Origin of the sequence: Shigella flexneri 2a str. 301 (assembly GCF_000006925.2) — a bacterium.
GTDB lineage: Bacteria > Pseudomonadota > Gammaproteobacteria > Enterobacterales > Enterobacteriaceae > ECMA0423.
The window spans coordinates 317499-342022 of the sequence record NC_004337.2; the positions used below are offsets into that span (position 1 = coordinate 317499).

26 protein-coding genes, 2 pseudogenes and 5 other annotated features are annotated in these 24524 nt (G+C 45.5%); of the genes and pseudogenes, 16 read left to right on the forward strand and 12 right to left on the reverse strand.

Translation table 11 applies throughout. From position 1 onward, the window contains the following. Positions 1-368: 368 nt before the first annotated feature. Genes gtrAI through gtrII form a run of 3 tightly spaced genes read left to right on the forward strand, consistent with a single transcriptional unit; the run spans position 369 to position 3114 of the window. Positions 369-731 carry a flippase gene (gtrAI, locus tag SF0305; protein NP_706257.1) on the forward strand — a complete coding sequence of 121 codons (363 nt, stop codon included), beginning with the start codon at positions 369-371 and terminating at the stop codon, positions 729-731. Then, positions 728-1657 (forward strand): bactoprenol glucosyl transferase, encoded by a 930-nt coding sequence (gene gtrBI / locus SF0306; RefSeq protein NP_706258.1) that lies wholly within the window; start codon positions 728-730, stop codon positions 1655-1657. Before gtrAI ends, gtrBI begins: the two co-directional genes overlap by 4 nt. Next, a complete protein-coding gene (gene gtrII, locus SF0307; protein ID NP_706259.1) occupies positions 1654-3114 on the forward strand; it encodes a glucosyl transferase II in 1461 nt (486 codons plus the stop codon). The genes gtrBI and gtrII overlap by 4 nt, the downstream gene beginning before the upstream one ends. 389 nt (positions 3115-3503) lie before the next feature. On the opposite strand, the gene SF0308 is transcribed toward gtrII, so the two are convergent. After that, positions 3504-4694: a hypothetical protein gene (locus tag SF0308; protein ID NP_706260.1), complete on the reverse strand. Its 1191-nt coding sequence runs from the start codon at positions 4692-4694 to the stop codon at positions 3504-3506. After that, positions 4660-4776, forward strand: a mobile genetic element (partial). (Overlaps the previous gene by 35 nt.) Positions 4777-5144: 368 nt before the next feature. On the opposite strand from SF0308, the gene SF0309 reads away from it, so the two are divergent. Next, complete coding sequence (locus SF0309; protein NP_706261.1) at positions 5145-6194, forward strand: hypothetical protein; 1050 nt, start codon at positions 5145-5147, stop codon at positions 6192-6194. A 772-nt stretch (positions 6195-6966) separates the two neighbouring features. Here the strand turns inward: SF0309 and SF0310 are convergent. From SF0310 to SF0313, 4 genes are all read right to left on the reverse strand, one after another. After that, positions 6967-7401, reverse strand: a complete 435-nt coding sequence (locus SF0310; protein NP_706262.1) for a phage tail fiber protein — start codon at positions 7399-7401, stop codon at positions 6967-6969. Continuing rightward, a complete protein-coding gene (locus tag SF0311) occupies positions 7373-8023 on the reverse strand; it encodes a bacteriophage protein (RefSeq protein ID NP_706263.1) in 651 nt (216 codons plus the stop codon). The genes SF0310 and SF0311 overlap by 29 nt, the downstream gene beginning before the upstream one ends. A gap of 9 nt (positions 8024-8032) precedes the next feature. Beyond that, positions 8033-9296 (reverse strand) — a mobile genetic element. Further along, a complete protein-coding gene (locus SF0312; protein ID NP_706264.1) occupies positions 8076-8894 on the reverse strand; it encodes an insertion sequence element IS600 protein in 819 nt (272 codons plus the stop codon). Its footprint overlaps the feature before it by 819 nt. Beyond that, positions 8930-9232 (reverse strand): insertion sequence element IS600 transposase, encoded by a 303-nt coding sequence (locus SF0313; RefSeq protein NP_706265.1) that lies wholly within the window; start codon positions 9230-9232, stop codon positions 8930-8932. (Lies within the feature at positions 8033-9296.) Positions 9297-9417: 121 nt before the next feature. Here SF0313 and SF0314 point away from each other — a divergent pair. Continuing rightward, positions 9418-10581 carry a phage integrase gene (locus tag SF0314; protein NP_706266.1) on the forward strand — a complete coding sequence of 388 codons (1164 nt, stop codon included), beginning with the start codon at positions 9418-9420 and terminating at the stop codon, positions 10579-10581. Between the two features lie 348 nt (positions 10582-10929). Further along, entirely contained in the window at positions 10930-12102 is a 1173-nt protein-coding gene (locus tag SF0315) for an acyltransferase (RefSeq protein NP_706267.1), read from the forward strand. 761 nt (positions 12103-12863) lie between these two features. Then, positions 12864-14047 (reverse strand) — a mobile genetic element (partial). On the opposite strand, the gene SF0317 is transcribed toward SF0315, so the two are convergent. From SF0317 to SF0320, 4 genes and pseudogenes are all read right to left on the reverse strand, one after another. Next, on the reverse strand, positions 12906-13724 hold the full coding sequence (locus tag SF0317) for an insertion sequence element IS600 protein (RefSeq protein NP_706269.1): 819 nt from the start codon (positions 13722-13724) through the stop codon (positions 12906-12908). (Overlaps the previous feature by 819 nt.) Next, on the reverse strand, positions 13760-14122 hold the full coding sequence (locus SF0318; RefSeq protein NP_706270.1) for an insertion sequence element IS600 transposase: 363 nt from the start codon (positions 14120-14122) through the stop codon (positions 13760-13762). Further along, positions 14046-15351: a mobile genetic element, on the reverse strand. (Overlaps the previous gene by 77 nt.) Further along, positions 14088-14971, reverse strand: a pseudogene (locus tag SF0319). Its footprint overlaps the feature before it by 884 nt. Before SF0319 ends, SF0318 begins: the two are co-directional and overlap by 35 nt. Continuing rightward, on the reverse strand, positions 14971-15297 hold the full coding sequence (locus tag SF0320) for an insertion sequence element IS629 protein (RefSeq protein NP_706272.1): 327 nt from the start codon (positions 15295-15297) through the stop codon (positions 14971-14973). (Lies within the feature at positions 14046-15351.) Before SF0320 ends, SF0319 begins: the two are co-directional and overlap by 1 nt. Before the next feature lie 96 nt (positions 15352-15447). On the opposite strand from SF0320, the gene adrA reads away from it, so the two are divergent. Further along, positions 15448-16563 carry a diguanylate cyclase AdrA gene (gene adrA / locus SF0321; protein ID NP_706273.1) on the forward strand — a complete coding sequence of 372 codons (1116 nt, stop codon included), beginning with the start codon at positions 15448-15450 and terminating at the stop codon, positions 16561-16563. Between the two features lie 16 nt (positions 16564-16579). On the opposite strand, the gene proC is transcribed toward adrA, so the two are convergent. Continuing rightward, positions 16580-17389, reverse strand: coding sequence for a pyrroline-5-carboxylate reductase (proC, locus tag SF0322; RefSeq protein NP_706274.1), 810 nt, complete (start codon positions 17387-17389; stop codon positions 16580-16582). A 119-nt stretch (positions 17390-17508) separates the two neighbouring features. On the opposite strand from proC, the gene yaiI reads away from it, so the two are divergent. The 7 genes from yaiI (at position 17509) to SF0329 (ending at position 21148) form a co-directional block, all read left to right on the forward strand. Next, positions 17509-17967 (forward strand): hypothetical protein, encoded by a 459-nt coding sequence (yaiI, locus tag SF0323; protein NP_706275.4) that lies wholly within the window; start codon positions 17509-17511, stop codon positions 17965-17967. A gap of 182 nt (positions 17968-18149) precedes the next feature. Continuing rightward, positions 18150-18674, forward strand: coding sequence for a shikimate kinase II (gene aroL, locus SF0324; RefSeq protein ID NP_706276.2), 525 nt, complete (start codon positions 18150-18152; stop codon positions 18672-18674). A 49-nt stretch (positions 18675-18723) separates the two neighbouring features. Next, the gene (gene yaiA / locus SF0325) at positions 18724-18915 is read left to right on the forward strand and encodes a hypothetical protein (RefSeq protein NP_706277.1); all 192 of its coding nucleotides are present in this window, start codon (positions 18724-18726) and stop codon (positions 18913-18915) included. 257 nt (positions 18916-19172) lie between these two features. After that, the gene (aroM, locus tag SF0326; protein ID NP_706278.1) at positions 19173-19850 is read left to right on the forward strand and encodes a hypothetical protein; all 678 of its coding nucleotides are present in this window, start codon (positions 19173-19175) and stop codon (positions 19848-19850) included. Positions 19851-19921: 71 nt separating this feature from the next. After that, the gene (gene yaiE / locus SF0327; protein ID NP_706279.1) at positions 19922-20206 is read left to right on the forward strand and encodes a hypothetical protein; all 285 of its coding nucleotides are present in this window, start codon (positions 19922-19924) and stop codon (positions 20204-20206) included. Positions 20207-20414: 208 nt separating this feature from the next. Beyond that, positions 20415-20696, forward strand: a complete 282-nt coding sequence (locus SF0328; RefSeq protein NP_706280.1) for a hypothetical protein — start codon at positions 20415-20417, stop codon at positions 20694-20696. Next, the gene (locus SF0329; RefSeq protein NP_706281.1) at positions 20693-21148 is read left to right on the forward strand and encodes a hypothetical protein; all 456 of its coding nucleotides are present in this window, start codon (positions 20693-20695) and stop codon (positions 21146-21148) included. The genes SF0328 and SF0329 overlap by 4 nt, the downstream gene beginning before the upstream one ends. Before the next feature lie 77 nt (positions 21149-21225). Here the strand turns inward: SF0329 and rdgC are convergent, their stop codons facing one another. Beyond that, positions 21226-22137 (reverse strand): recombination associated protein, encoded by a 912-nt coding sequence (gene rdgC / locus SF0331; protein ID NP_706282.2) that lies wholly within the window; start codon positions 22135-22137, stop codon positions 21226-21228. Here rdgC and yajF point away from each other — a divergent pair. Next, on the forward strand, positions 22124-23170 hold the full coding sequence (gene yajF / locus SF0330) for a NagC-like transcriptional regulator (protein ID NP_706283.3): 1047 nt from the start codon (positions 22124-22126) through the stop codon (positions 23168-23170). The two genes, rdgC and yajF, sit on opposite strands and share 14 nt — an antisense overlap. Beyond that, positions 23149-23290, forward strand: a sequence feature (Similar to Escherichia coli K12 conserved hypothetical protein gi: 1786594 (81 aa). BLAST with identity of 97% in 47 aa. This CDS has been truncated. The sequence has been checked and is believed to be correct.). It overlaps the preceding gene by 22 nt. Then, positions 23149-23290 (forward strand): annotated as a pseudogene (locus tag SF0332). Its footprint overlaps the feature before it by 142 nt. The gene yajF and the pseudogene SF0332 overlap by 22 nt, the downstream one beginning before the upstream one ends. 22 nt (positions 23291-23312) lie before the next feature. On the opposite strand, the gene araJ reads toward SF0332, so the two are convergent. Beyond that, entirely contained in the window at positions 23313-24494 is a 1182-nt protein-coding gene (gene araJ / locus SF0333) for an MFS transport protein AraJ (RefSeq protein NP_706284.2), read from the reverse strand. Positions 24495-24524: the final 30 nt, after the last annotated feature.

Sequence of the window (24524 nt, forward strand, 5' to 3'; positions counted from 1 at the left end):
CAGCCGGGCATCTTACCGAGCACGCGAGCAAAATCGATGCGATTATAAGTCGCAATGGCACAAATACGGCACAAGAGGAGAACGTAGTTTACTTAAATGCGAGGTAACTTATTGATTTAAATGGTGCCGATAATAGGAGTCGAACCTACGACCTTCGCATTACGAATTATAAGAATCCGCTTGTAATTCAAAGGATTATCCCATCAACACTGCGCTCACACGTCCCACCACATCAAAACATGTAAAGCCTTGCAAGCCATTGTGAGGCCTTATGTGTCTCAGTTTTGTCTCATCAGACATAGCAAGTATCGATCAATTGAGACTTGGATGATAGACTTCATGCCTTTCAGAGCTCATTGATTAAATAAATGTTAAAGTTATTTGTAAAGTACACATCTATAGGTGTGCTGAACACACTTATACACTGGGTGGTTTTTGGTGTATGTATCTATGCCGCACATACCAGTCAGGCTCTGGCAAACTTCACAGGTTTCGTAGTGGCTGTGAGCTTTAGCTTCTTCGCGAATGCAAGATTCACATTCAAAGCATTGACTACAGCGATGCGCTACATGTTATACGTGGGATTTATGGGAATATTGAGTGTGATTGTTGGTTGGGCAGCTGATAAATGCTCACTTCCTCCAATAGTCACTCTTATCACCTTCTCCGCCATCAGTCTGGTGTGCGGTTTCGTCTATTCAAAGTTCATTGTCTTTAGGGATGCGAAATGAAAATATCTCTTGTCGTTCCTGTCTTCAATGAAGAAGAAGCGATACCTGTTTTCTATAAAACGGTACGTGAATTCCAAGAGTTGAAGCCATATGAAGTAGAAATTGTATTCATAAATGACGGAAGTAAAGATGCCACAGAGTCAATTATTAACGCGCTGGCTGTTTCAGACCCGCTAGTTGTTCCGCTGTCATTTACACGCAACTTTGGTAAAGAACCAGCCTTATTTGCAGGGTTAGACCATGCAAGCGGCGATGCTGTAATTCCTATTGATGTCGACCTGCAAGACCCAATTGAGGTTATCCCTCATCTTATTGAAAAGTGGCAGGCAGGTGCTGACATGGTGCTTGCTAAACGTTCAGACCGCTCAACTGATGGACGACTGAAACGTAAGACAGCTGAGTGGTTCTATAAATTACACAACAAAATAAGCACCCCAAAGATCGAGGAAAATGTCGGAGATTTTCGACTCATGTCTCGTGAGGTTGTGGAGAACATTAAACTGTTGCCTGAGCGCAATCTTTTCATGAAAGGCATACTGAGCTGGGTGGGTGGTCAGACGGATGTCGTTGAATATGTACGCGCAGAGCGTGTTGCTGGCATCTCAAAATTTAATGGCTGGAAATTATGGAATCTGGCACTGGAAGGTATCACAAGTTTTTCAACCTTTCCTCTTCGCGTATGGACTTATATAGGCTTGTTTGTTGCAAGCATTTCATTTTTATATGGTGCATGGATGATTATAGACACCCTTGTCTTTGGTAACCCAGTACGCGGGTATCCCTCCCTGCTTGTATCAATACTTTTCTTGGGTGGAGTGCAACTGATCGGGATTGGTGTTCTCGGAGAATATATAGGTAGAATCTATATTGAAGTAAAAAATAGACCCAAATACATCATAAAAAAATCTCATCGAGGTAACCCATGATTAAAATTAATTTATTAAAAAATGCAAATCTCCTTGCCTTCATATCATGTTTTGCAATATCAATTTATTGTTATTGGGGGTGGTTGTACGATGGAACACTTAATATTGATGGCGAGTTTACAAATAATTTTTATCAAACAATCACGCTTGGGCGGTGGTTTCACACTTTTTTGCGACATTACTTTCTCCCTGAGCCTTTTTCACTTTATATAACACCATTAATAGCCTTATCTTTTATCATCATTTCAGCATTTATAATCTGCAGATCGCTAAAGCTAGAATCTTATGAATTATTGATAGGTATGTTAGTATTTATTACCTTCCCTCAGATCTCCTATCAATTAGAGTTTCTTAACCAAGCTGATACTGTGGGAATTGCTTTTCTACTGGCAGCGATATCAGCAATTATTTTTCACTCGCAAAAAAATAGGATTGTGATATTTTCTGGTATAGTACTGTCCATTCTTTCAATGGCAATCTACCAAACATTCGTAACATATATTATTGCATTCGTCATTGGGTTGCAGATAAATTCGATAATACGAAATGAGAAAAATATTCGTGAATCTTTTTATAGTTCATGTTTATCTCTATCCCTCATAGCTTTATCTACCTTAATTTACCTGCTATTAACCAAAGCTATCAAGCATTATTTTTCGCTTGAATCGAACGAGTACATCTCAAATTATATACAAAATGCAAGCGATATTAAATGGCTTGTTAAATCAGCCATAGATAATATATATAACTTCTATAACAATCCTCCCACTGGTTTAAACCTATACAAGTGGTTACTGATTCCTTTATTAATTCTGATGTTTACCCTAACATATAAATTAAAAACAAGATCAATTTATTTGATTTCATCAATCATTTTCATTTATATACTTCCGGTTATATTTATCGTTGTTGTTGGCTCAGGGGCGCCACCTCGCCTGTTTGTTTTAATGCCTATAGTAGCAGTAATTTTGTTTTCTTGCTTAAGCAATTTTCGCTCTATAAAATACCTAAACTGCATGTTTTTTTTATTTATTATATTTAATGGCGTTTCAACATCCAAAAATCTATTTTTGAATGATACTCTCGCAAGACAGAAAGATATCTCTTTAGCTAAAGAAATATCATACACATCTCAAACAAAAGGCATTTCCCTTAACGGAAAATATATATATATATATGGTTCAAACGACTCAGGAAATATGCTCTCCATGAGCGCAGACACTTTTGGAAAATCTTTTTTTTGGTGGGATGGTGGCAACTATTTTAGGATGGTTGCATTTATGAATTACTATGGAATCTGTAATTGCAAACCAGCAAATAAAGAACAAATAGAGAAGATTTATCCAATTGTGAAGAGTTTACCTTCCTGGCCGAATCCAGATTCGATAGCTGAAATAAATGGTTTGGTGATAATAAAACTATCAGAGAAAAAAGGGTGGCTTCCATTTAATATTTAGCTTTGATAGATTTATTTATTATTAAAGAGCGCCTCCCTTTTTCAAGCTCAAAATAATACACACATCAATGGATGCAATCACAAATAGACGGAGGGGCTGAATGCCCCTTTAAATACCTTACACTCAAATATCTATATACAATCACACTAACCGTTTCTAATATTAGTCAATTAAAAAATTAGCAATACCATTTACAAGCGTTTACCCAAACTTAACACTGAGAATTGAAGTTTAACCGCCTAATTACATAACACTAGCGACTCTGCTTTTGGGAGGCATGGGTCACTCAGGCCAAATGACATCCGACGGTTTCACGATGAACTACGGCAAAAGAATATCAGAGCCCTCATTCCTCCCCGAAAGGCTGAGGGATCCCCAGAAAATTTTCATCAGTAAGCCAGCACCATACTTCGGTAAGTGCTGGCCAACCGGCACAATATCTTTTCAGGTTGTGCTCGTCGTAGAAGTTCAGGGTTAAATCTCAGGACGTTTTCAGCCAGCGTCAGAAAAGACAATACTCTTCGTTTTTTGAGACTATTAGCCTGATACTTTAAATGAAATCCTTTATTTTCAAAATGATAACCAAGTAGCCAGAGTACGATACTGGCCAGTGTAACCAGTAGACTTAATACCAGAAAACGCTCTCCCCTCCGACTTCTGCTCGCCCGAAGGCCAAAACCAAAGCGTTCACTTTTTTCATCCCGAAAGTTTTGCTCTATCTGCATTCTTCGACTGTACAGTTTCATGATTTTTTTGGCATTAAACTCAGCTGTATTGCTGAATATTAACCATGGTTCTCTGCCTGCGGCTTTTTGTTCTTTTTCCGTTGTTGGTAAGCCCGGCCTCCCTCTGGCACGCCTGCTTTTTCTGCCTTTAGGTGAATGTTTATAAAGATAAAAATGTCCTTCACACTGCGAGCGTTTTTTCCGGGCCAGGGTTCCCGTCCCCAGGTATTTTGCCTCTGAACTCCCCCTGCACATTTTTATGTCCAGCCACTTATCTTTGTCACTATCCAGCCTGAACTTCACTACCCCCCTGATACGACCAATAAAATCCCATCCCTGTGATTTGATATGACGGAACCATGCACTTTGAAAACCAGCATCAGTAACAATAACAACACGAGTCCGGGGAGAAATGGCCCCGGAAAGCGCATCCAGAAAAGCGATTTCCACCGCCTCGTTATTTTTTTTTGACGGGAAGACCTGACTCATCAGGGGGATAGAGCGACCGTCGCAGAGGAGGCTGGCACGAAGGACATGATATTCCTGAAAAGGGTAACCGCTCCAGTCAACAGCGATAACACACCACGACAGTTTATTTGTCATCATGGATGTAATATTTTTGAATATCAGAGGGATATCATTATGAAGTCGTTTATTACCCAACAGACAGTCAACGCGTTTTATTTTATCTTTCACGCGAGCAGGACCGGGTAAATGCCGGCCAATGCTGGTAAGAGAAAGAGATGCGCCACCGACTAAAGCAGCAGCAGAATCAATAATGGCATTTTGTCGATACTGATGCGTGGAAGCTAAAGCATTACGGAAAAAAGTCTGGCATACTTTACGGGCAGGCATAGAGGTGATCTCATTGAATTTGTTAGCGCAATCAGTAGATCACAAAACTCTATGCCTGTCTTCTTTTCTGGGGATTCCTCAGCCTAAAAGGGAGCGGGCTCTGGTCTGGTGAGTATGCAGATCGTAAAGGCTATGACCATGGTGCGAGAGTGGCAGGTATGCCAGAAAGAGGATGTATTGCCTGAAACTCTAACCTGATGCAGAGACGATTATCTTGAACCTGATTTATTCAACAAAGCCGCTGGCAGAATGTTACGAAAGTTATCGCGGCCGCAGGCTGATTTGATATCGATACTATCGGTGGTACTGCGGAAGTAAATGCCTATATAGTGCGACTTTGAAAAATAATAAATTAATATTGAACTCGTTGATTAATAATCATAAACTTTCAGGCATTCATATTTGCAATGAGTGTTTAAAAATCACACAAAACTGGAGAGCCTACTTTAAATGTATAATAACAAAATCGACAGCAACAGAAAAATAAGACATGATTGGGTTGATGCTTTAAAATTTCTCGGTATTTTTGCTATATATTTAGGTCACCTTGGGTTGGGGGCTGGCAAATTGTATCCTTTTGTTTTTAGTTATCACGTCCCACTATTCTTTTTCGCTGCTGGTTTTTTTACTATCAAAAAAAATGACTTATCTGTTTTCGATTATATCAAGTCAAAGTTTTACAGATTAATGATTCCATATTTCACTTTTGCATTTTCTATATTAATAATAAACACAATTAACTCAGGTGAGACGATTGATTATATATACAACCACATTTATGATATAATATATGGTGTTAGAAATAACCAATTCGTAGGAACAATATGGTTTATAAACTGCCTTTTTGTTATAATAGCAATTGATGCAATCTTTAGAGAAATAGTCAAGAACAATATAGTGATTTTAATCATATCACTGTTATCGTTCATGTTGTCACAAACAGTGCTCAATCATAACCCATTACTAGATCCTCAATGGTTTTGGAACATAGACTCCGCTATGGCATACTGGTGGTTATTGCCTCTCGGTAGATGTATGTTTTTAGAATTAACACGTGACAGGTTTTTTGGAAAATCTAAAATTGGTTTCATTGTCTTCTCAATTACCGCTATAATGAGTGCGTATCAACTACTTAACCAGAAACCTTTACTTTTTAAGATTATCTCAATATTCAATGCAGACATAATATCAAGTAGTTATATTCAAGCTATTAATACTATTATCACCACGGTAGGCTTGATAATCTTTAATATTTTCATAGCAAAAATAATTTGTGGAAATGACTTTATTGTAAGAGCTGGAAGAAATACTCTTAACATATGTGGAATGGAGTATATCACCAAATTATTTATCCCTATGGCTTTAGCAATTATAGGCTTCAGCGTGACTATTCCAAATCCTATCTGCGCAATCATATATACCTGTATTTGTGTATATGTATCAGATAAAATTGGCCATTGGCTATCGAGGACAGTCGGTGGGCCATTTTTGATAAAATGATAAAAAGGCGCAATTAATTGCGCCTTTTTATAGATATATAGCGCATATTTATGCTCAGATTATACTGTTAAAATTAATGCGCAAATGTTACGGTTTTCTTTCCTAGCAACTGAAGGGAATGTTCGAAGTGCAAACATAAAATTACCCCTTCACTGAACAGATATTCAGTCGACCAACACATGAGAAAGAAATACACCAGATGAATTAAAATATCATATACTTATTAATCAAAGAAATAAAAGCATAAACAGTAGGTGGTGACGCTGATAAACTGGCTATAAACAACCTGGAAGGTGATGAGCTATCGCAATATAATTTATTGGCGAATTATTTGAAGCCAATTGATAACACCAGTGCTCAAAAGACTCCCCCCGGTAACCATAAGTAGCTAATATCTAGTACAGTTTCGATATCTATTATCGTTACTGCGTCGATATAGTCTAAATAGCTGCACCTAATTCTGCCACACTTGTCGTTTACAGATGGGTAATGTGTTGCGTATGGGCAACAAAACTCAAGCCAGATATAACACAACCTAGCTGAGAACGCCTTCCTGATGCTTCGCCCAGCAAGGGCTGAGCGAAAGTGGAGCACTTTTCTGCGCAGCTATTTAGGACAGTATTGAGTCATATTGTTTATGTATGAGTTAAGTTTCGTAATATCAATTAAATAAAATAAGTTGAAATCATTGTAGAAGTGAGCATTATACCCAGGCTACCTGAACCTACTGAAAAACGAGTATTATTCCAACAATTATCCTAGATTAACAAGTCTATTTATTTGGATGCATAGGCCACTCGGGTTTTACTACATTAACACGCATAAGCAGCACCCGATATTTTTTCCATGCCAGTAACAGTTTCGTTTCATCATCTGTTGCCATACCTAAATCAACCGCATCCTGAAGCGGAGCTATTACATTCGTTGCCTCTGCTATCAGTGCAGATTTCTTTTCATCATTTATTAAGGCTAATTGTTCTGGTGTTGGAGAAGGACGGTCAACAATGACAGGATGACCGTTCTCACCACAGGTAATCATTTTTGTTACACTCTGTGCATTAATCAGTGTTTTCCACTCTGATTCCGAGATTTCCACTGCATCATCAGGAATATTGGTGCCGTGAAATTCAGTCGAATAAAATCCGTTTGTCGATGCAGAATAAAAATATGACATTTTGTTAATATCCCATTGCAATGTAATACGCATCAGCAGATGAACCGTATCCTGAACCGGGCGACACAGTAATATTAAATCCAGTGTTCTGGACACTTGTCGCCGATACAGTCGGCTGCCCAGCCGCGCCAGTAACGTTCAATGTAACTACGACAGCAATTACTCTTGAGAACGTCATCGGGAACCTCATCCCGTATGTTGAAGATACATTCGGGGCACCATTCAACTGACCGCACTGTAAAATTAATCCAGACGGAAATTTTTGCGCAGCAGCCGTTACGGTATTAATTGACGCGAACAGGCTCATATCAGGTATCTGATTCGCCCCTGTACCTACATTCCTTTTAGCTGCTTCTCCCAAACCAAGGTTTTCGAGAGCCGTTTTCACCGTGCCATCCGATTTGATATCGCCAAACGGATTCTTGCGGCTTAACAGCAGCGCGCGAAGTGCGGTAAGCAACTGATCGTGCCGCCCCTTCTCCAGGCTGGCACCGGATGCCTCCACCACGCTGCAAAGCTCCTCCTGCAACATGTCAAAGTAGTCATCATCCAGATCGGTGGCAGGCGTGCCAGTCTGGGGGTTACCACGGGTAAAACCGTTCTTACCCGCGCCGAACTTATCCTTCTTCGCGGTTTTCGTGTCTATACGATGCATGGATTACTCTGAGGTGTACTGGCAATAGCGGACACTACCATTTGTTCTTTTTTTAAGCAGCCATCTGATGATATTTTTCCCTGAAGGCTGCCGGGGAGATATTCCCCAGACGAGAGTGACGACGCTGACGATTGTAGAAAATCTCAATGTATTCCCGTATTACTGAGATGGCTTCATCCCGGTTATTAAAACGATAGTGGCTCAGGCTCTCATTTTTCAGCGTTCCCCAGAAGCTTTCCATCGGAGCGTTGTCGTAACAGTTACCTTTACGCGACATTGATGTTTTCAGACCAAACTGCTCCTGTATGACCCGGTAATCGTATGCGCAGTACTGTGAACCTCGATCAGAGTGGTGGATTAGCCCGGCAGGTGGGCGCTGGCTCCTGAGCGCCATAAACAGGGCTTTACCTGTCAGCTCTTTTGTCATGCGCTCTCCCATGGCGTAGCCGACAATTTCGCACGTATAAACATCTTTGATGCCAGCGAGGTACAACCATCCCTCCTGTGTGGCAACATACGTCAGGTCCGCCACCCAGACCTGATTTGGTGCTGTAGGAGCGAACGTCTGGTTCAGCAGATTTGGCGCAACTGGCAGATTGTGGTTCGGGTTCGTAGTCGCTCTGAACTTGCGTTTCTGCTTACAGCGTAGCCTCAGCTCCTTACGAAGACGTGCCAGTCGGTCACGACCAACGATGATGCCATTCTCTGCCAGCTCCGTCTGGAGCCGCCGGGTTCCATATGTTTCGCGAGTGCGGATATGTGCCACCTTAATCTCCAGTTTTAGCCGCTCATCACTTTGTTTTCTGTCTGAGGGTTCATGCTGTACCCAGTTGTAATAACCGCTCCTGGATACACCAAATACCTGACACATCGCTTCAATGGGAAATTGTTGTCGCCATTGTTCGATTAACGCGTATTTTTCAGCGACTCCTGTGCAAAATACACTGTTGCTTTTTTTAATATATCTCGCTCAAGGCGAGCTTCATTTAACGCCTTACGCAGTTGCAGAATTTCAGATTCCAGTTCAGCCACCGTGCGGGAACCAGGAGTACCGAGCCCTTTTCTGGCGGCGGTAACCCATTGTCCTAAAGTGCCTTCAGGAAGAGATAATCGGGAAGCGCCTTCACTGATCGAAAGTTGATTTTCAAGAACCGTTCTGACAGCTTCGGCTTTGAACTCTTTAGAGTAACGTTGGGTTTTTCTGCTCATTATTAGCTCCTTCTGATGCCATTCTATTTCAGGAAGGAGTGTCCGTTAAACTCAGGCTACCTCAAAGATCCCACTAAGAATAAATCTCCTTACCTCACAACACGACAAGCCTGCATTGCGGCTCTTCAGTCTCCGCTGCATACTGTCCAGGTGAGCGCGGGTGATGGCATAACAGAGGAAAGAAAATGTCACTCTTCCGCAGAGGTGAAATATGGTACGCCAGTTTCACATTGCCGAACGGTAAAAGATTTAAACAGTCTCTTGGAACAAAGGACAAAAGGCAGGCGACAGAACTCCATGACAAGCTAAAGGCTGAAGCATGGCGGGTCAGCAAACTTGGTGAAATACCTGATATAACGTTCGAGGAAGCGTGTGTCAGGTGGCTTGAAGAGAAAGCACATAAAAAATCACTGGACGATGACAAAAGCCGGATCGGATTCTGGCTTCAACATTTCGCAGGAATGCAACTAAGAGACATTACTGAATCAAAAATTTATTCAGCAATGCAGAAAATGACGAACCGGCGTCATGAGGAAAACTGGAGACTCAGGGCAGAAGCATGCAGAAAAAAAGGGAAACCTGTTCCAGAATACACGCCAAAACCAGCGTCCGTTGCAACGAAGGCTACGCATCTTTCATTTATAAAGGCCCTACTAAGAGCCGCAGAGCGTGAATGGAAAATGCTGGATAAGGCACCAATTATTAAAGTGCCTCAACCAAAGAATAAACGGATCCGCTGGCTGGAGCCCCATGAAGCACAAAGGCTGATTGATGAATGTCCGGAGCCATTAAAGTCTGTTGTTGAATTTGCACTGGCAACAGGCTTAAGACGCTCGAACATCATCAACCTTGAATGGCAACAAATAGATATGCAGCGCCGGGTGGCATGGATAAACCCGGAAGAGAGTAAATCAAACCGCGCAATTGGCGTTGCGCTGAATGATACTGCATGTCGCGTATTGAAAAAACAAATCGGGAATCATCACCGTTGGGTATTTGTGTACAAGGAAAGCTGTACCAAACCAGACGGAACGAAAGCGCCAACGGTCAGGAAGATGCGGTATGACGCAAACACAGCCTGGAAAGCGGCGCTGAGACGAGCAGGTATTGATGATTTCAGATTTCACGACTTGAGACACACCTGGGCAAGTTGGCTGGTTCAAGCCGGAGTCCCGTTGTCAGTGTTACAGGAAATGGGAGGCTGGGAGTCTATCGAAATGGTTCGTCGATATGCTCACCTTGCACCTAATCACCTTACCGAACACGCACGGCAAATAGACTCGATCCTGAACCCATCGGTCCCAAATTCGTCCCAGTCAAAAAATAAGGAAGGTACTAATGATGTGTAACTTATTGATTTAAATGGTGCCGATAATAGGAGTCGAACCTACGACCTTCGCATTACGAATCTGTAGCACCAATCATAACTATCTGTTTTAGCAAGCATTAACCGCATTCACTAAGCTATAGTTGATGACACAAACAGAAAGTTGATGCATGATGTTGCCATATATATGTCACAAATACGGCACAACGATCTTCAAACATATAGCCACACATTCACAGAAGAGCACAAAGCCTTGCAATCCAGTGCAAAGCTTGGTGTGTCTCCGTTTTGTTTCATCAGTTACACATAACTATATGATCATTAACTAAAAGTCAGTATACTTGGAGAAATTTTAATTGCGTAATAGAGCATGCATATGATTGAAATTAACAGTTTATTATTAATAACATCCGTGATATTGATGTCGTTATTAGCTGTGGGGTTATTTGATAAAATTTCCCCAATAAATCTTGTTGAGCACGGCAGGAATAATCAAATAGATGGAATGCGGGGGTTCTTAGCAATTTTCGTGCTTATTCATCACGCAGCAATTTGGAATGGATACTTGTCATCTGGAGTATGGGAAGCACCTTCATCAAATCTGTTAGCAAATTTAGGCCAAGTTGGTGTGTCATTCTTTTTTATGATTACTGGTTATCTGTTCTTTTCAAAGATTATCTCTGGAGATCAGGACTGGACAAGGCTTTATGTATCAAGATTACTACGATTAACCCCAATGTTCATAGTTAGCCTATGTCTCATTTTTATCATTGTAGGTTTTAAGTCTGGATGGAGAATGCAGGTATCCACAGAAGAGCTTTTTGTGTCAATAATGAAGTGGTTGCCATTCACTGCGCTAGGTATGCCGAACATTAATGACGTAAAAGATTCATTTACTATCAATGCCGCTGTAACATGGACACTTGTATATGAATGGTTCTTTTATTTTTCTCTTCCGGTAATTTCCGCGCTCATAAAAAGAAAAGTCAGTATTTACATGGTTATGATTAGCGCAATATCGCTATTTGTTTTCATTTTATTTTTCAGTAAAATACACATAGCATCATTTCTTTTTGGGCTCCTGGCATTTTTGCTAAATAAATCAAAGATAGTCAATGGAATTGCCAAAGCAAAAGTAACACCAATTATAATAACTGCGATAATGGTTTTTGAAATGACGTATTTCAAAACAACTTACGCACCGCTACCACTGATTCTTTGTGGAATAACATTTATCATTATCGCATCAGGTTGTGATTTGTATGGAATATTAAGATTAAATATAACCAGAAAGCTAGGAGAAACTACCTACAGCGTTTACCTTCTGCATGGGATATTCCTTTATTGCCTAATGACGTGGATTATTCCTAATAATTACACTGAAAATACATTTATCATACTGGTAAGCACAACTGCATTTCTTATTACGTTCACATCATGCCTAACTTTTAAATTAATAGAGACGCCATTCATCAAATTAACAAAACAAACCACAACTTTAGTAAAAGAATTAATACCCACATTAACAAACAACAATCAATAAACAATAAACATAAGCCGCCCTACATATATGTCCAAATGGGGCGGCGAATGTATTTATATTAGTCTGGTAATGCTAAATGCAAACGAACTGGAGATTCCTGCCCCGCTAAGCGTATTGCGCAGGGTCACCCTAAATGTATCTACGCCAATATAAGTAACATCACAACTAACTGAATCAGGCGCAGATATAGGTGTTATCTGCACAATATAACCGCTAGCAACTGCTGCGAGCGGATGAGAAAAGCTAACATCATACACACCTGTAGAAACCACGTTAACCGATGAAACACCAGTAGCAACGTCGATACTACCATTGGCGTTAATTTTTCCCGAGCGTGTGACTGACAATGCAGAAGCCGATGTTACCTTACTGGTTGTTTCTGTAAAAACACACCCAATGTCAACTACCTCGCAATTAGCTCCTGTTATCCAGTATGGTCGTTCTGCACTTGGCTGATAATCCCCTGCGCTCTGGAACGTTGTGCCGTTGAGTATGACTGTAACTTTTCCCCCACCTGAGCTTGTTACTTGAATATTCGTGTGCGTGTATCTTGCACTGCTCACGCGATGAAAATTTCCACCGTTTATAACCACAGTTACAGGGCGCGTCCCAGTATTATCTATAGCAAGGTCTGCCCCCCCGGCATTAGCCTCAAAGTATGGGTTGTTTAATACCAAAGCGCACGAACCGTTAAGGCCATTTATAGCTAATTGCGCACCACCTGTACTGGAATCCCCCTGAGTACCATTTCCTTCACAAGTTGAGGTGTACTGGCAATAGCGGACACTACCATTTGTTCTTTTTTAAGCAGCCATCTGATGATATTTTTCCCTGAAGGCTGCCGGGGAGATATTCCCCAGACGAGAGTGACGACGCTGACGATTGTAGAAAATCTCAATGTATTCCCGTATTACTGAGATGGCTTCATCCCGGTTATTAAAACGATAGTGGCTCAGGCTCTCATTTTTCAGCGTTCCCCAGAAGCTTTCCATCGGAGCGTTGTCGTAACAGTTACCTTTACGCGACATTGATGTTTTCAGACCAAACTGCTCCTGTATGACCCGGTAATCGTATGCGCAGTACTGTGAACCTCGATCAGAGTGGTGGATTAGCCCGGCAGGTGGGCGCTGGCTCCTGAGCGCCATAAACAGGGCTTTACCTGTCAGCTCTTTTGTCATGCGCTCTCCCATGGCGTAGCCGACAATTTCGCACGTATAAACATCTTTGATGCCAGCGAGGTACAACCATCCCTCCTGTGTGGCAACATACGTCAGGTCCGCCACCCAGACCTGATTTGGTGCTGTAGGAGCGAACGTCTGGTTCAGCAGATTTGGCGCAACTGGCAGATTGTGGTTCGGGTTCGTAGTCGCTCTGAACTTGCGTTTCTGCTTACAGCGTAGCCTCAGCTCCTTACGAAGACGTGCCAGTCGGTCACGACCAACGATGATGCCATTCTCTGCCAGCTCCGTCTGGAGCCGCCGGGTTCCATATGTTTCGCGAGTGCGGATATGTGCCACCTTAATCTCCGGTTTTAGCCGCTCATCACTTTGTTTTCTGTCTGAGGGTTCATGCTGTACCCAGTTGTAATAACCGCTCCTGGATACACCAAATACCTGACACATCGCTTCAATGGGAAATTGTTGTCGCCATTGTTCGATTAACGCGTATTTTTCAGCGACTCCTGTGCAAAATACGCTGTTGCTTTTTTTAATATATCTCGCTCAAGGCGAGCTTCATTTAACGCCTTACGCAGTTGCAGAATTTCAGATTCCAGTTCAGCCAGCGTGCGGGAACCAGGAGTACCGAGCCCTTTTCTGGCGGCGGTAACCCATTGTCCTAAAGTGCCTTCAGGAAGAGATAATCGGGAAGCGCCTTCACTGATCGAAAGTTGATTTTCAAGAACCGTTCTGACAGCTTCGGCTTTGAACTCTTTAGAGTAACGTTGAACCGCCCCGGGTTTCCTGGAGAGTGTTTTATCTGTGAACTCAGGCTGCCAGATCATCGTTTCCGATGGAAGCATAATAAGCTTTTTCTGCTTCTGCCGGAGGGATGTGGCCCAGCCTTTCCAGCAATCGTCGATTGTTATACCAGTCCACCCACGTTAGTGTGGCCAGTTCCACTTCTGCACGGTTTTTCCAGCTCTTACGGTGTATTACCTCCGCTTTGTAAAGACCATTGATGCTCTCCGCCATCGCGTTGTCATACGAGTCGCCTGTACTTCCTGTTGATGCCAGTAATCCGGCTTCCTTAAGCCGCTGTGTGTAGGCCAGCGATACATACTGAGAACCTTTATCACTGTGATGGACCGTGCCGGACGGTCGACGGGCCCATAACGCCTGCTCCAGTGCATCCAGCACGAATGTCGTTTCCATGGACGATGAGACCCGCCACCCCACGATGTATCCGGCAAACACATCAATGATGAACGCCACATAGACGAAGCCCCGCCATGTGCTGACGTAAGTAAAATCAGCCACCCACAGCTGGTCAGGTCGTTCTGCCACGAACTGACGGTTTACGCGGTCGCCTGCGGCAACGGCTTTCCGGCTGATGGTCGTACGGACCTTTTTACCCCGGAGAACACCGGCAAGTCCCATAACCGCCATGAGACGTGCCACAGTGCATCTGGCCACTCTGATACCTTCCCGTAACAACTGACGCCAGACTTTACACCGTATACCTTGTGATTTTCATCGTATACGCGCTGTATCTCTTTCTTCAGCCAGTCATCGCGCTGCGCACGGGCACTGCGTTTATCCGGATGATGTCGCTGTTGCTGACAGTGGTAATACGTTGACGGGGCAATATGCAGTTCGCTGCATACCGGTCCGACCCCGTACTGCTCACGCAGCTTATCCAGCAGTGGCATTATTTTTTCCAGAGGCGGTCGAACTCCGCCTTTGCAAAATAAGCGGAAGCCAGGCGAAGGATATTGTTACTGCGGCGCAGTTCACGATTTTCACGTTCCGGCTCTTTCAGACGCTGACGTTCAGCGGTGATGAGCCCTCCATCACCGCCCCCGGTATCCCGCTCATGCTGGCGACCCCAGACACGCAGAGTCTCCGGCGTACAGCCAATCTTTGGAGCAATGGAACAAATTGTCGCCCATTGTGAGTCATATTCGCCCTGACTTTCCAGAACCATACGGACTGCCCGTTGACGGACTTCGGGGGAAAAACGAGTATTTTTAGTCATCCTGTTTACCTCTTTCTCAGGAAGTTTAGTCTCCAGGATTCCCGGGGCGGTTCAGATAGTGCTAACGGGTGAGCTACGAAAGTGGCTCACCCGAAATTTCATACTTCTGCCTTTAGCCCCGTCTCTATAATTTGGGAAAATTGTTTCTGAATGTTCCCAAAAATAATGAATGATGAAAACTTTTTCAAAAAAGCGGCGGCGCATGGGGAGGAACCTCCTTTAACTCCTCAAAACGAACATCAGCGGTCCGGGCTGCGCTTCGCCCGTCGCGTCAGACTACCCCGTGCGGTTGGCCTGGCTGGCATGTTCTTACCGATTGCTTCAACGCTGGTTTCGCACCCGCCGCCGGGCTGGTGGTGGCTGGTGTTGGTCGGCTGGGCGTTCGTCTGGCCGCATTTAGCCTGGCAGATAGCGAGCAGGGCCGTCGATCCGCTTAGCCGGGAAATTTACAACTTAAAAACCGATGCAGTATTAGCGGGAATGTGGGTAGGCGTAATGGGCGTAAACGTGCTGCCTTCCACCGCTATGTTGATGATTCTGTGTCTGAATTTGATGGGGGCAGGCGGCCCCCGTCTGTTTGTCGCGGGTCTGGTGTTGATGGTGGTTTCCTGCCTTGTCACCCTCGAGCTTACGGGCATTACCGTGTCGTTCAATAGTGCTCCGCTGGAATGGTGGCTCTCCCTTCCCATTATTGTCGTTTATCCTCTGATGTTTGGCTGGGTCAGCTACCAGACGGCAACCAAACTGGCGGAACATAAACGCAGGTTGCAGGTCATGAGTACTCGCGACGGCATGACGGGCGTGTATAACCGACGTCATTGGGAAACTATGTTACGCAATGAATTTGATAACTGTCGGCGGCATAATCGCGATGCAACGTTACTGATTATCGATATCGACCATTTCAAGAGCATCAACGATACCTGGGGTCATGATGTGGGCGATGAAGCGATTGTGGCGCTTACCCGACAGTTACAAATTACCCTGCGCGGTAGCGATGTGATTGGTCGGTTTGGCGGCGATGAGTTTGCAGTAATCATGTCCGGTACGCCAGCTGAGAGCGCCATTACCGCCATGTTACGGGTGCGTGAAGGGCTAAACACGTTACGCTTGCCGAATACGCCACAGGTAACTTTACGGATTAGTGTGGGGGTTGCGCCGCTGAACCCACAAATGAGTCACTATCGTGAGTGGTTGAAATCGGCAGATTTGGCGCTTTACAAAGCAAAGAAAGCCGGACGTAACCGCACCGAAGTGGCGGCCTGACGTCCGGCGAAAGTCATCAGGATTTGCTGAGTTTTTCTGATTTTTCCATACACTTCGTCATCGCTTCGATCACTGCGGCACGGAAGCCTTTCTCTTCCAGTACGCGTACCGCTTCAATGGTGGTGCCTCCCGGTGAGCAGACCATATCTTTCAGTGCCCCCGGATGTTCTCCCGTTTCCAGCACCATTTTTGCGGAACCCATTACCGCCTGAGCGGCAAATTTATACGCCTGGGCGCGTGGCATCCCGCCCAGCACGGCGGCGTCGGCCATCGCTTCGATAAACATAAATACGTAGGCTGGCGAAGAACCGCTCACACCGACCACCGGGTGGATCATCGGCTCAGCAATTACTTCCGCTTCGCCAAAGCAGCGGAAAATATTCAGCACATCAGCGGTATCTTCTGGGGTTACCAGCGCGTTTGGCGTTACGGAGGTCATCCCGGCATTAACCAGCGCGGGAGTGTTCGGCATGGCGCGGATAATTTTCCGGTCATGGCCCAGCGCGCGGGCAAGCTGGTCGAGCGTGACACCTGCAGCAATAGAAACGACCAGAGAGTCTTTATTCAGGCTGGAGGTGATTTCGCTAAGCACTTTAATCATGATGCCAGGTTTAACGGCAGCAAAAATGATGTCGGCGATTTGCGCCACTTCTTGCGCCGATTCTGCGGCGTTGATGCCGAACTGGTCATGCAGGGCGGCGACTTTATCCGGGGAGGGGGTGTATACCCAGATTTGCCCTGGAAGCACCTGACCGCTGGCAATCAGACCGCCGAGAATGGCTTTTCCCATATTGCCGCAGCCAATAAAACCGATTTTCTTTTCCATTGCCTCACTCCTGCCGTGAAATTCATTGTTTTGATAATCGCTGGCAGAAGCATAAACAGAACTATGCCGGAAGGCAAAAGCGCGACACAATAGAGGATTACCTAACAAAGGATGACTTTATGACAATTTGGGTGGATGCCGACGCGTGTCCCAATGTAATTAAAGAGATTTTGTATCGCGCGGCGGAACGTATGCAGATGCCGCTGGTACTGGTAGCAAACCAGAGTTTACGCGTGCCGCCATCGCGATTTATTCGTACGCTGCGCGTCGCGGCAGGTTTCGACGTTGCCGATAACGAAATTGTCCGGCAGTGTGAAGCGGGCGATTTGGTGATCACCGCAGATATACCTTTGGCTGCTGAAGCCATCGAGAAAGGCGCAGCGGCGCTTAATTCGCGCGGCGAACGTTACACGCCAGCGACCATTCGTGAGCGCCTGACGATGCGCGATTTTATGGATACCTTACGTGCCAGTGGGATCCAGACCGGCGGACCAGATAGCCTTTCACAACGTGACCGCCAGGCCTTTGCCGCGGAGCTGGAGAAGTGGTGGCTGGAAGTGCAACGTAGTCGTGGCTAAATGTAATTTATTATTTACACTTCATTCTTGAATATTTATTGGTATAGTAAGGGATGTATTGAGATTTTTACTTTAAGTGGAATTTTTTCTTTACAATCGAAATTGTACTAGTTTGATGGTATGATCGCTATTCTCATGACACCGGCTTTCGCCGTATTGCGACCTATTGGGGAAAACCCACGATGACACAACCTCTTTTTCTGATCGGGCCTCGGGGCTGTGGTAAAACAACGGTCGGAATGGCCCTTGCCGATTCGCTTAACCGTCGGTTTGTCGATACCGATCAGTGGTTGCAATCACAGCTCAATATGACGGTCGCGGAGATCGTCGAAAGGGAAGAGTGGGCGGGATTTCGCGCCAGAGAAACGGCGGCGCTGGAAGCGGTAACTGCGGCATCCACCGTTATCGCTACAGGCGGCGGCATTATTCTGACGGAATTTAATCGTCACTTCATGCAAAATAACGGGATCGTGGTTTATTTGTGTGCGCCAGTATCAGTCCTGGTTAACCGACTGCAAGCTGCACCGGAAGAAGATTTACGGCCAACCTTAACGGGAAAACCGCTGAGCGAAGAAGTTCAGGAAGTGCTGGAAGAACGCGATGCGCTATATCGCGAAGTTGCGCATATTATCATCGACGCAACAAACGAACCCAGCCAGGTGATTTCTGAAATTCGTAGCGCCCTGGCACAGACGATCAATTGTTGATTTTAGAGCGCCTATACTTAACGTTCATCCCGTGAAATAAGGAAGAACGATGCCAACGAAACCGCCTTATCCTCGTGAAGCATATATAGTGACGATTGAAAAAGGAAAGCCAGGACAGACGGTAACCTGGTACCAACTCAGAGCCGATCATCCTAAACCAGACTCGTTGATCAGTGAACATCCGACGGCTCAGGAAGCGATGGATGCGAAAAAACGCTATGAGGACCCTGACAAAGAGTGACCGCATCAGACTGCTCGGAAGGGATTCTGAGTGCCACTACAAGGGATCTGCGTCACATTTTTCATAATTTATGTTTTTCTAATAATTAGAATATTAAACAATAACATTCCATTACTGGAATCATTTGGAATCTTTACATTATGCCGTGCACGTCTGCTGCTACGCTTTTTGTCATTTGTAGCACAAGTAAGTGTCAGCAGTGGTGCTTCACACTTGCCCGGTAATTAACGACGAAAGAAAAGTAAGGTGGATGAACAATGAGTGCGTCGTTGGCGATCCTGACCATCGGCATTGTACCTATGCAGGAGGTTTTGCCGCTCCTGACGGAATACATTGACGAAGATAATATTTCCCATCATAGCCTGCTGGGGAAGTTAAGTCGTGAAGAAGTGATGGCGGAGTACGCGCCAGAAGCAGGCGAAGACACCATTCTCACATTATTAAATGACAACCAGCTGGCCCATGTTTCGCGTCGTAAAGTGGAGCGAGATCTGCAAGGTGTGGTTGAAGTGCTCGATAATCAGGGTTATGACGTCATTTTATTAATGAGTACAGCAAACATTAGTAGTATGACTGCGCGTAATACGATCTTTCTTGAGCCGTCGCGAATATTGCCTCCACTGGTTTCCTCTATTGTTGAAGATCATCAGGTGGGGGTTATCGTTCCGGTTGAGGAGATGCTGCCCGTTCAGGCGCAAAAATGGCAAATTTTGCAGAAATCGCCGGTATTTTCATTGGGTAACCCCATTCATGATTCAGAACAAAAAATCATTGATGCTGGGAAAGAATTACTGGCAAAAGGGGCTGATGTCATCATGCTGGATTGTTTAGGATTTCACCAACGTCATCGCGATTTACTGCAAAAACAGCTCGATGTTCCTGTCTTGCTCTCTAACGTATTGATTGCACGGCTGGCTGCGGAATTACTGGTGTAATTTTGCGTGACAGCCAGCGCCTCTGGCCCCTATAGTGAAGTAGATGTTCAACTACCAGACAGGGCCAGTTTATGCTTCAAAGTAATGAGTACTTTTCCGGCAAAGTGAAATCGATCGGCTTTTCCAGCAGCAGCACTGGTCGCGCCAGCGTGGGTGTTATGGTTGAAGGCGAATACACCTTCAGCACCGCTGAGCCGGAAGAGATGACGGTAATCAGTGGCGCGCTGAATGTGTTACTGCCTGACGCGACCGACTGGCAAGTGTATGAAGCCGGTTCGGTGTTTAATGTTCCCGGTCACAGTGAGTTTCATCTTCAAGTTGCCGAACCTACCTCTTATCTGTGCCGCTATCTGTAATTCCTCGCCTTCCCCTTGAACGGGAGGGCATTTTTCTGAAATATCCTCTCTTTAACCCATAATAATATTTCCTTTGCTGCGATTTTTTCAATTTCCGATATATTCATAATTCATCAAGGTTGATATAAATATCAGTGAAGATCTCCAGGTATTTTTTGCGGAACTGGCTACGATAAAAGATAAATCAGATGATGAATGGTGGCGTGCATTGCTGCAAAGTCGCAATGATCATTTGCGCCAAACGGCATTACGCAACGCACATACCCCGGCGTCGTTGTTAACGACATTGACTGAGCCTCAGGATCGGTCGCTGGCTATTAATAATCCACAGCTGGCTGCCGATGTGAAAACGGCGTGGTTAAAAGAGGATCCATCATTACTCTTATTTGTCGAACAACCCGATCTTTCGCAGTTACGTGATTTAGTGAAAACCGGGGCAACGCGGAAAATTCGCAGTGAAGCGCGTCACCGGCTTGAGGAAAAACAATGACACAACGTCCATGGAGCAAGTTACAGCGGGAGATCTATGACTTACTGACGCCAACGATCAACCTGCAAATTCACTGTACCCGTTATCCCATGCGCAGCCAAAATGGTGGAAGTACCGATTTACCGCGTTATTGGATCACGTTGGATAAAAACGTGATCTGGGATTACCCGAAAGACTTTATTGCAGGTAACGCTGGAGTGCGTAATTTTCACGGTGAAACTTGCTGGTATCCTTACCTGACGGATATTTGTTCAATTTCTGATTTATTGCGTGAATATATTGATACCCCAAAAGCGGAGCTGTTAACAAAACAATTTACCAGCGATAAATGGGGGTTAGTGAATATTCTGCGTGCTGCTGACAGGCGAATAGGGATGAGGCGATTAGATCAGTTACGGCGTAAAACGCATAATATTGCTGCGCTAAAAATTATTGCTCGCCGTAGCGAATAATTATATGCCTGGTGTGGCTTCGTACGCCGGATAAGACGCGGCAGGCGTCGCATCCGGCATTAAAGGAAAATCAGCAATTAACGTTGTGCTTCGCCACCTAATCCTTCAATCAGGTTTTGAATTAACGCTGCCAGTTCACCAGTCATCAGGATGAAATCGGCATCAAAACGCTGGGCGAAATCTTCACGGTCGATATCTTCGTTTTGATCGCGCAGCTCGTCGCAGAACTTAAGACGCTTGAGCGAACCATCGTCGCACATCACAAACTGAATGCGCTGCTGCCAGTCGAGCGCCAGTTTAGTCACCACTTTTCCGGCTTCAATGTGATTGGTGATCTCTTCGCTGGTCAGATCTTGTTTCTTCGCGCGGATCACGCCGCCATCTTCCAGCAACGATTTCAGCTCGGCTTCATCAAGCAGCTGGAAGCCCTGTGCCGCACTACCGGAGCGAACCCATTCGGTCAGCGTCAGTTCAATCGGGTTTTCCATGCTCAATGGTACAACCGGTAACGACCCCAGGCTTTTACGCAGTAATGCCAGCGTATCTTCCGCTTTTTTGGCACTGGCGCAGTCCACCATAATCAAACCGTTAACCGTGTCGAGCCACATCATTGTCTGGCTAAAACGGCTGAAAGCACGCGGCAGCAGAGAGTGCAGCACTTCGTCTTTCAGCGAATCTTTTTCGGTTTTCTTCAGCTTACGCGCCTGTTCCGCTTCCAGTTTGGCGATTTTCGCTTCCAGCGCCTGTTTAATCACCGGAGACGGGAGGATTTTTTCTTCTTTGCGCGCGCAGATAACAATTTGACCATTGGCAACGTGCGTTAACGCATCGCTGTGCGATCCCATCGGAGGAACCCAGCCCATCTTCGCCATGTCCTGGCTGCCGCATGGGGTAAATGCCATCGAGGCTAGCTGTTTTTCCATCTCTTCTGCACGCAGCGAAATCTCGCGGCTAAGACGGTAAACCATTAAATTTTTGAACCACAGCATGATAATTTCCACGGCCTTGTCGTTAAATTTAGCGGGCATGATAACGAATTGTCGGCGGCCTTGCATTGCCAATCCGGTTGTCCGTCTCTACGCTATTGATATTGAAAAAAATAAGGAGAGTACAGTGCGTATAGGTATCGATTTAGGCGGCACCAAAACTGAAGTGATTGCACTGGGCGATGCAGGGGAGCAGTTGTACCGCCATCGTCTGCCCACGCCGCGTGATGATTACCGGCAGACTATTGAAACGATCGCCACGTTGGTTGATATGGCGGAGCAGGCGACAGGGCAGCGCGGAACGGTAGGTATGGGCATTCCAGGTTCGATTTCGCCCTACACCGGTGTGGTGAAGAATGTCAATTCAACCTGGCTCAACGGTCAGCCATTCGATAAAGACTTAAGCGCGAGGTTGCAGCGGGAAGTGCGGCTGGCAAATGATGCCAACTGTCTGGCGGTTTCAGAAGCAGTAGATGGCGCGGCAGCGGGAGCGCAGACGGTATTTGCCGTGATTATCGGCACGGGATGCGGCGCGGGCGTGGCATTCAATGGGCGGACGCATATCGGCGGCAATGGCACGGCAGGTGAGTGGGGACACAATCCGCTACCGTGGATGGACGAAGACGAACTGCGTTATCGCGAGGAAGTCCCTTGTTATTGCGGTAAACAAGGTTGTATTGAAACCTTTATTTCGGGCACGGGATTCGCGACGGATTATCGTCGTTTGAGCGGACATGCGCTGAAAGGCAGTGAAATTATCCGCCTGGTTGAAGAAAGCGATCCGGTAGCGGAACTGGCATTGCGTCGCTACGAGCTGCGGCTGGCAAAATCGCTGGCACATGTCGTGAATATTCTCGATCCGGATGTGATTGTCCTGGGGGGCGGGATGAGCAATGTAGACCGTTTATATCAAACGGTTGGGCAGTTGATTAAACAATTTGTCTTCGGCGGCGAATGTGAAACGCCGGTGAGTAAGGCGAAGCACGGTGATTCCAGCGGCGTACGCGGCGCTGCGTGGTTATGGCCACAAGAGTAAAAAACGTAGGCAATTGGCGCATCATGCCTGATGCGACGCTTGCCGCGTCTTATCAGGCCTACAAAATGTGCCAGAACCGCGTAGGGCGGATAAGGCGTTCACGCCGCATCCGGCAATAAGCAACGCGCACCGTGACAGTAATCTACCCCAGTGGTTTCGCCAGCACCGGACTATCCGCCTCTTGCTGGCGCTTATAGCGACCATACAGCAGCAACGATGACATCGCAGCAAACGAAAGCAGGGCGGCAGGCAGCGCCACGTAATTATATGCCAGCCCCAGCGTCAGCATCATACCTCCGCAATATGCGCCGACGGCGCTACCGAGGTTAAACGCTATTTGCCCACCTGCGGCACCTAATAACTCTCCTCCTTTGGCATTTTGCAGTAACAATATTTGCAGAGGTGCTGAAAGGGCAAATAATCCCGCGCAACAAATAAAAGCAAAAATAAGCGACGTTGTTTTCATGCCGCCGCAGAAAAAGAGCATCAGCAGTGCCAGTACAATGATAAAGTCAGTCACTGCTGCAATGCGCAGTGGTGAATAACGTCCTGAAATCCTGCCACTTAGCATATTTCCCAGCACCATCCCTAGCCCAACTAACATCATAATAAAGGTCATCGCCGTTTCCGAAAAACCGGAAATAAACATCATGTATGGCTTTACGTAGCTGAACCAGGCAAACACACCTGCGTTGCCAAACATCGTGGCGGCGAAAATTAACCACGGGGCCGGGCTGCGCAAAAAGTGAAATTGTTCGCGCAGATTTCCTTTCGCCTCGTCGCGAATATCTGGCACCCAAAAATAGACCGATGCCATCACCGCAATATTAAAAACAGCGATCAATAAAAAGGTGTAACGCCAGCATTCCTGACTTAAATACGTTCCCAGCGGAATGCCCAGCAAATTGGCGACTGTCATCCCGGAAACCATCCCCGCCACGGCGGCGGTGACTTTTCCGGGTTTGATAATTTTTGATAACACGATCGCTCCGACGCCAAAAAATGCGCCATGCGGAAAGCCGGATACCAGCCGACCAATGGCGAGCATCAGGTAAGACGAAGAGAGCGTGAACATGGCGTTGCCAATGACGCACAACGCCACCAGAAACAACAAGATATGTTTGAGTGAGTAGCGGCTGGAAAAGAGTGCGATGATTGGCGCACCGACCACCACCACCAGTGCATAATACGAGATCATATGCCCGGCAGCAGGAATCGAAATTCCTACGTTATGCGCCAGCTCCGTGAGCACGCTCATAATGCCAAATTCGGCCATCCCCAAACCAAACGTGCCCAGAGCCAAAGATAAAATGACTTTTTTCATACCACCATCACAACCACCAGAACGGCTACC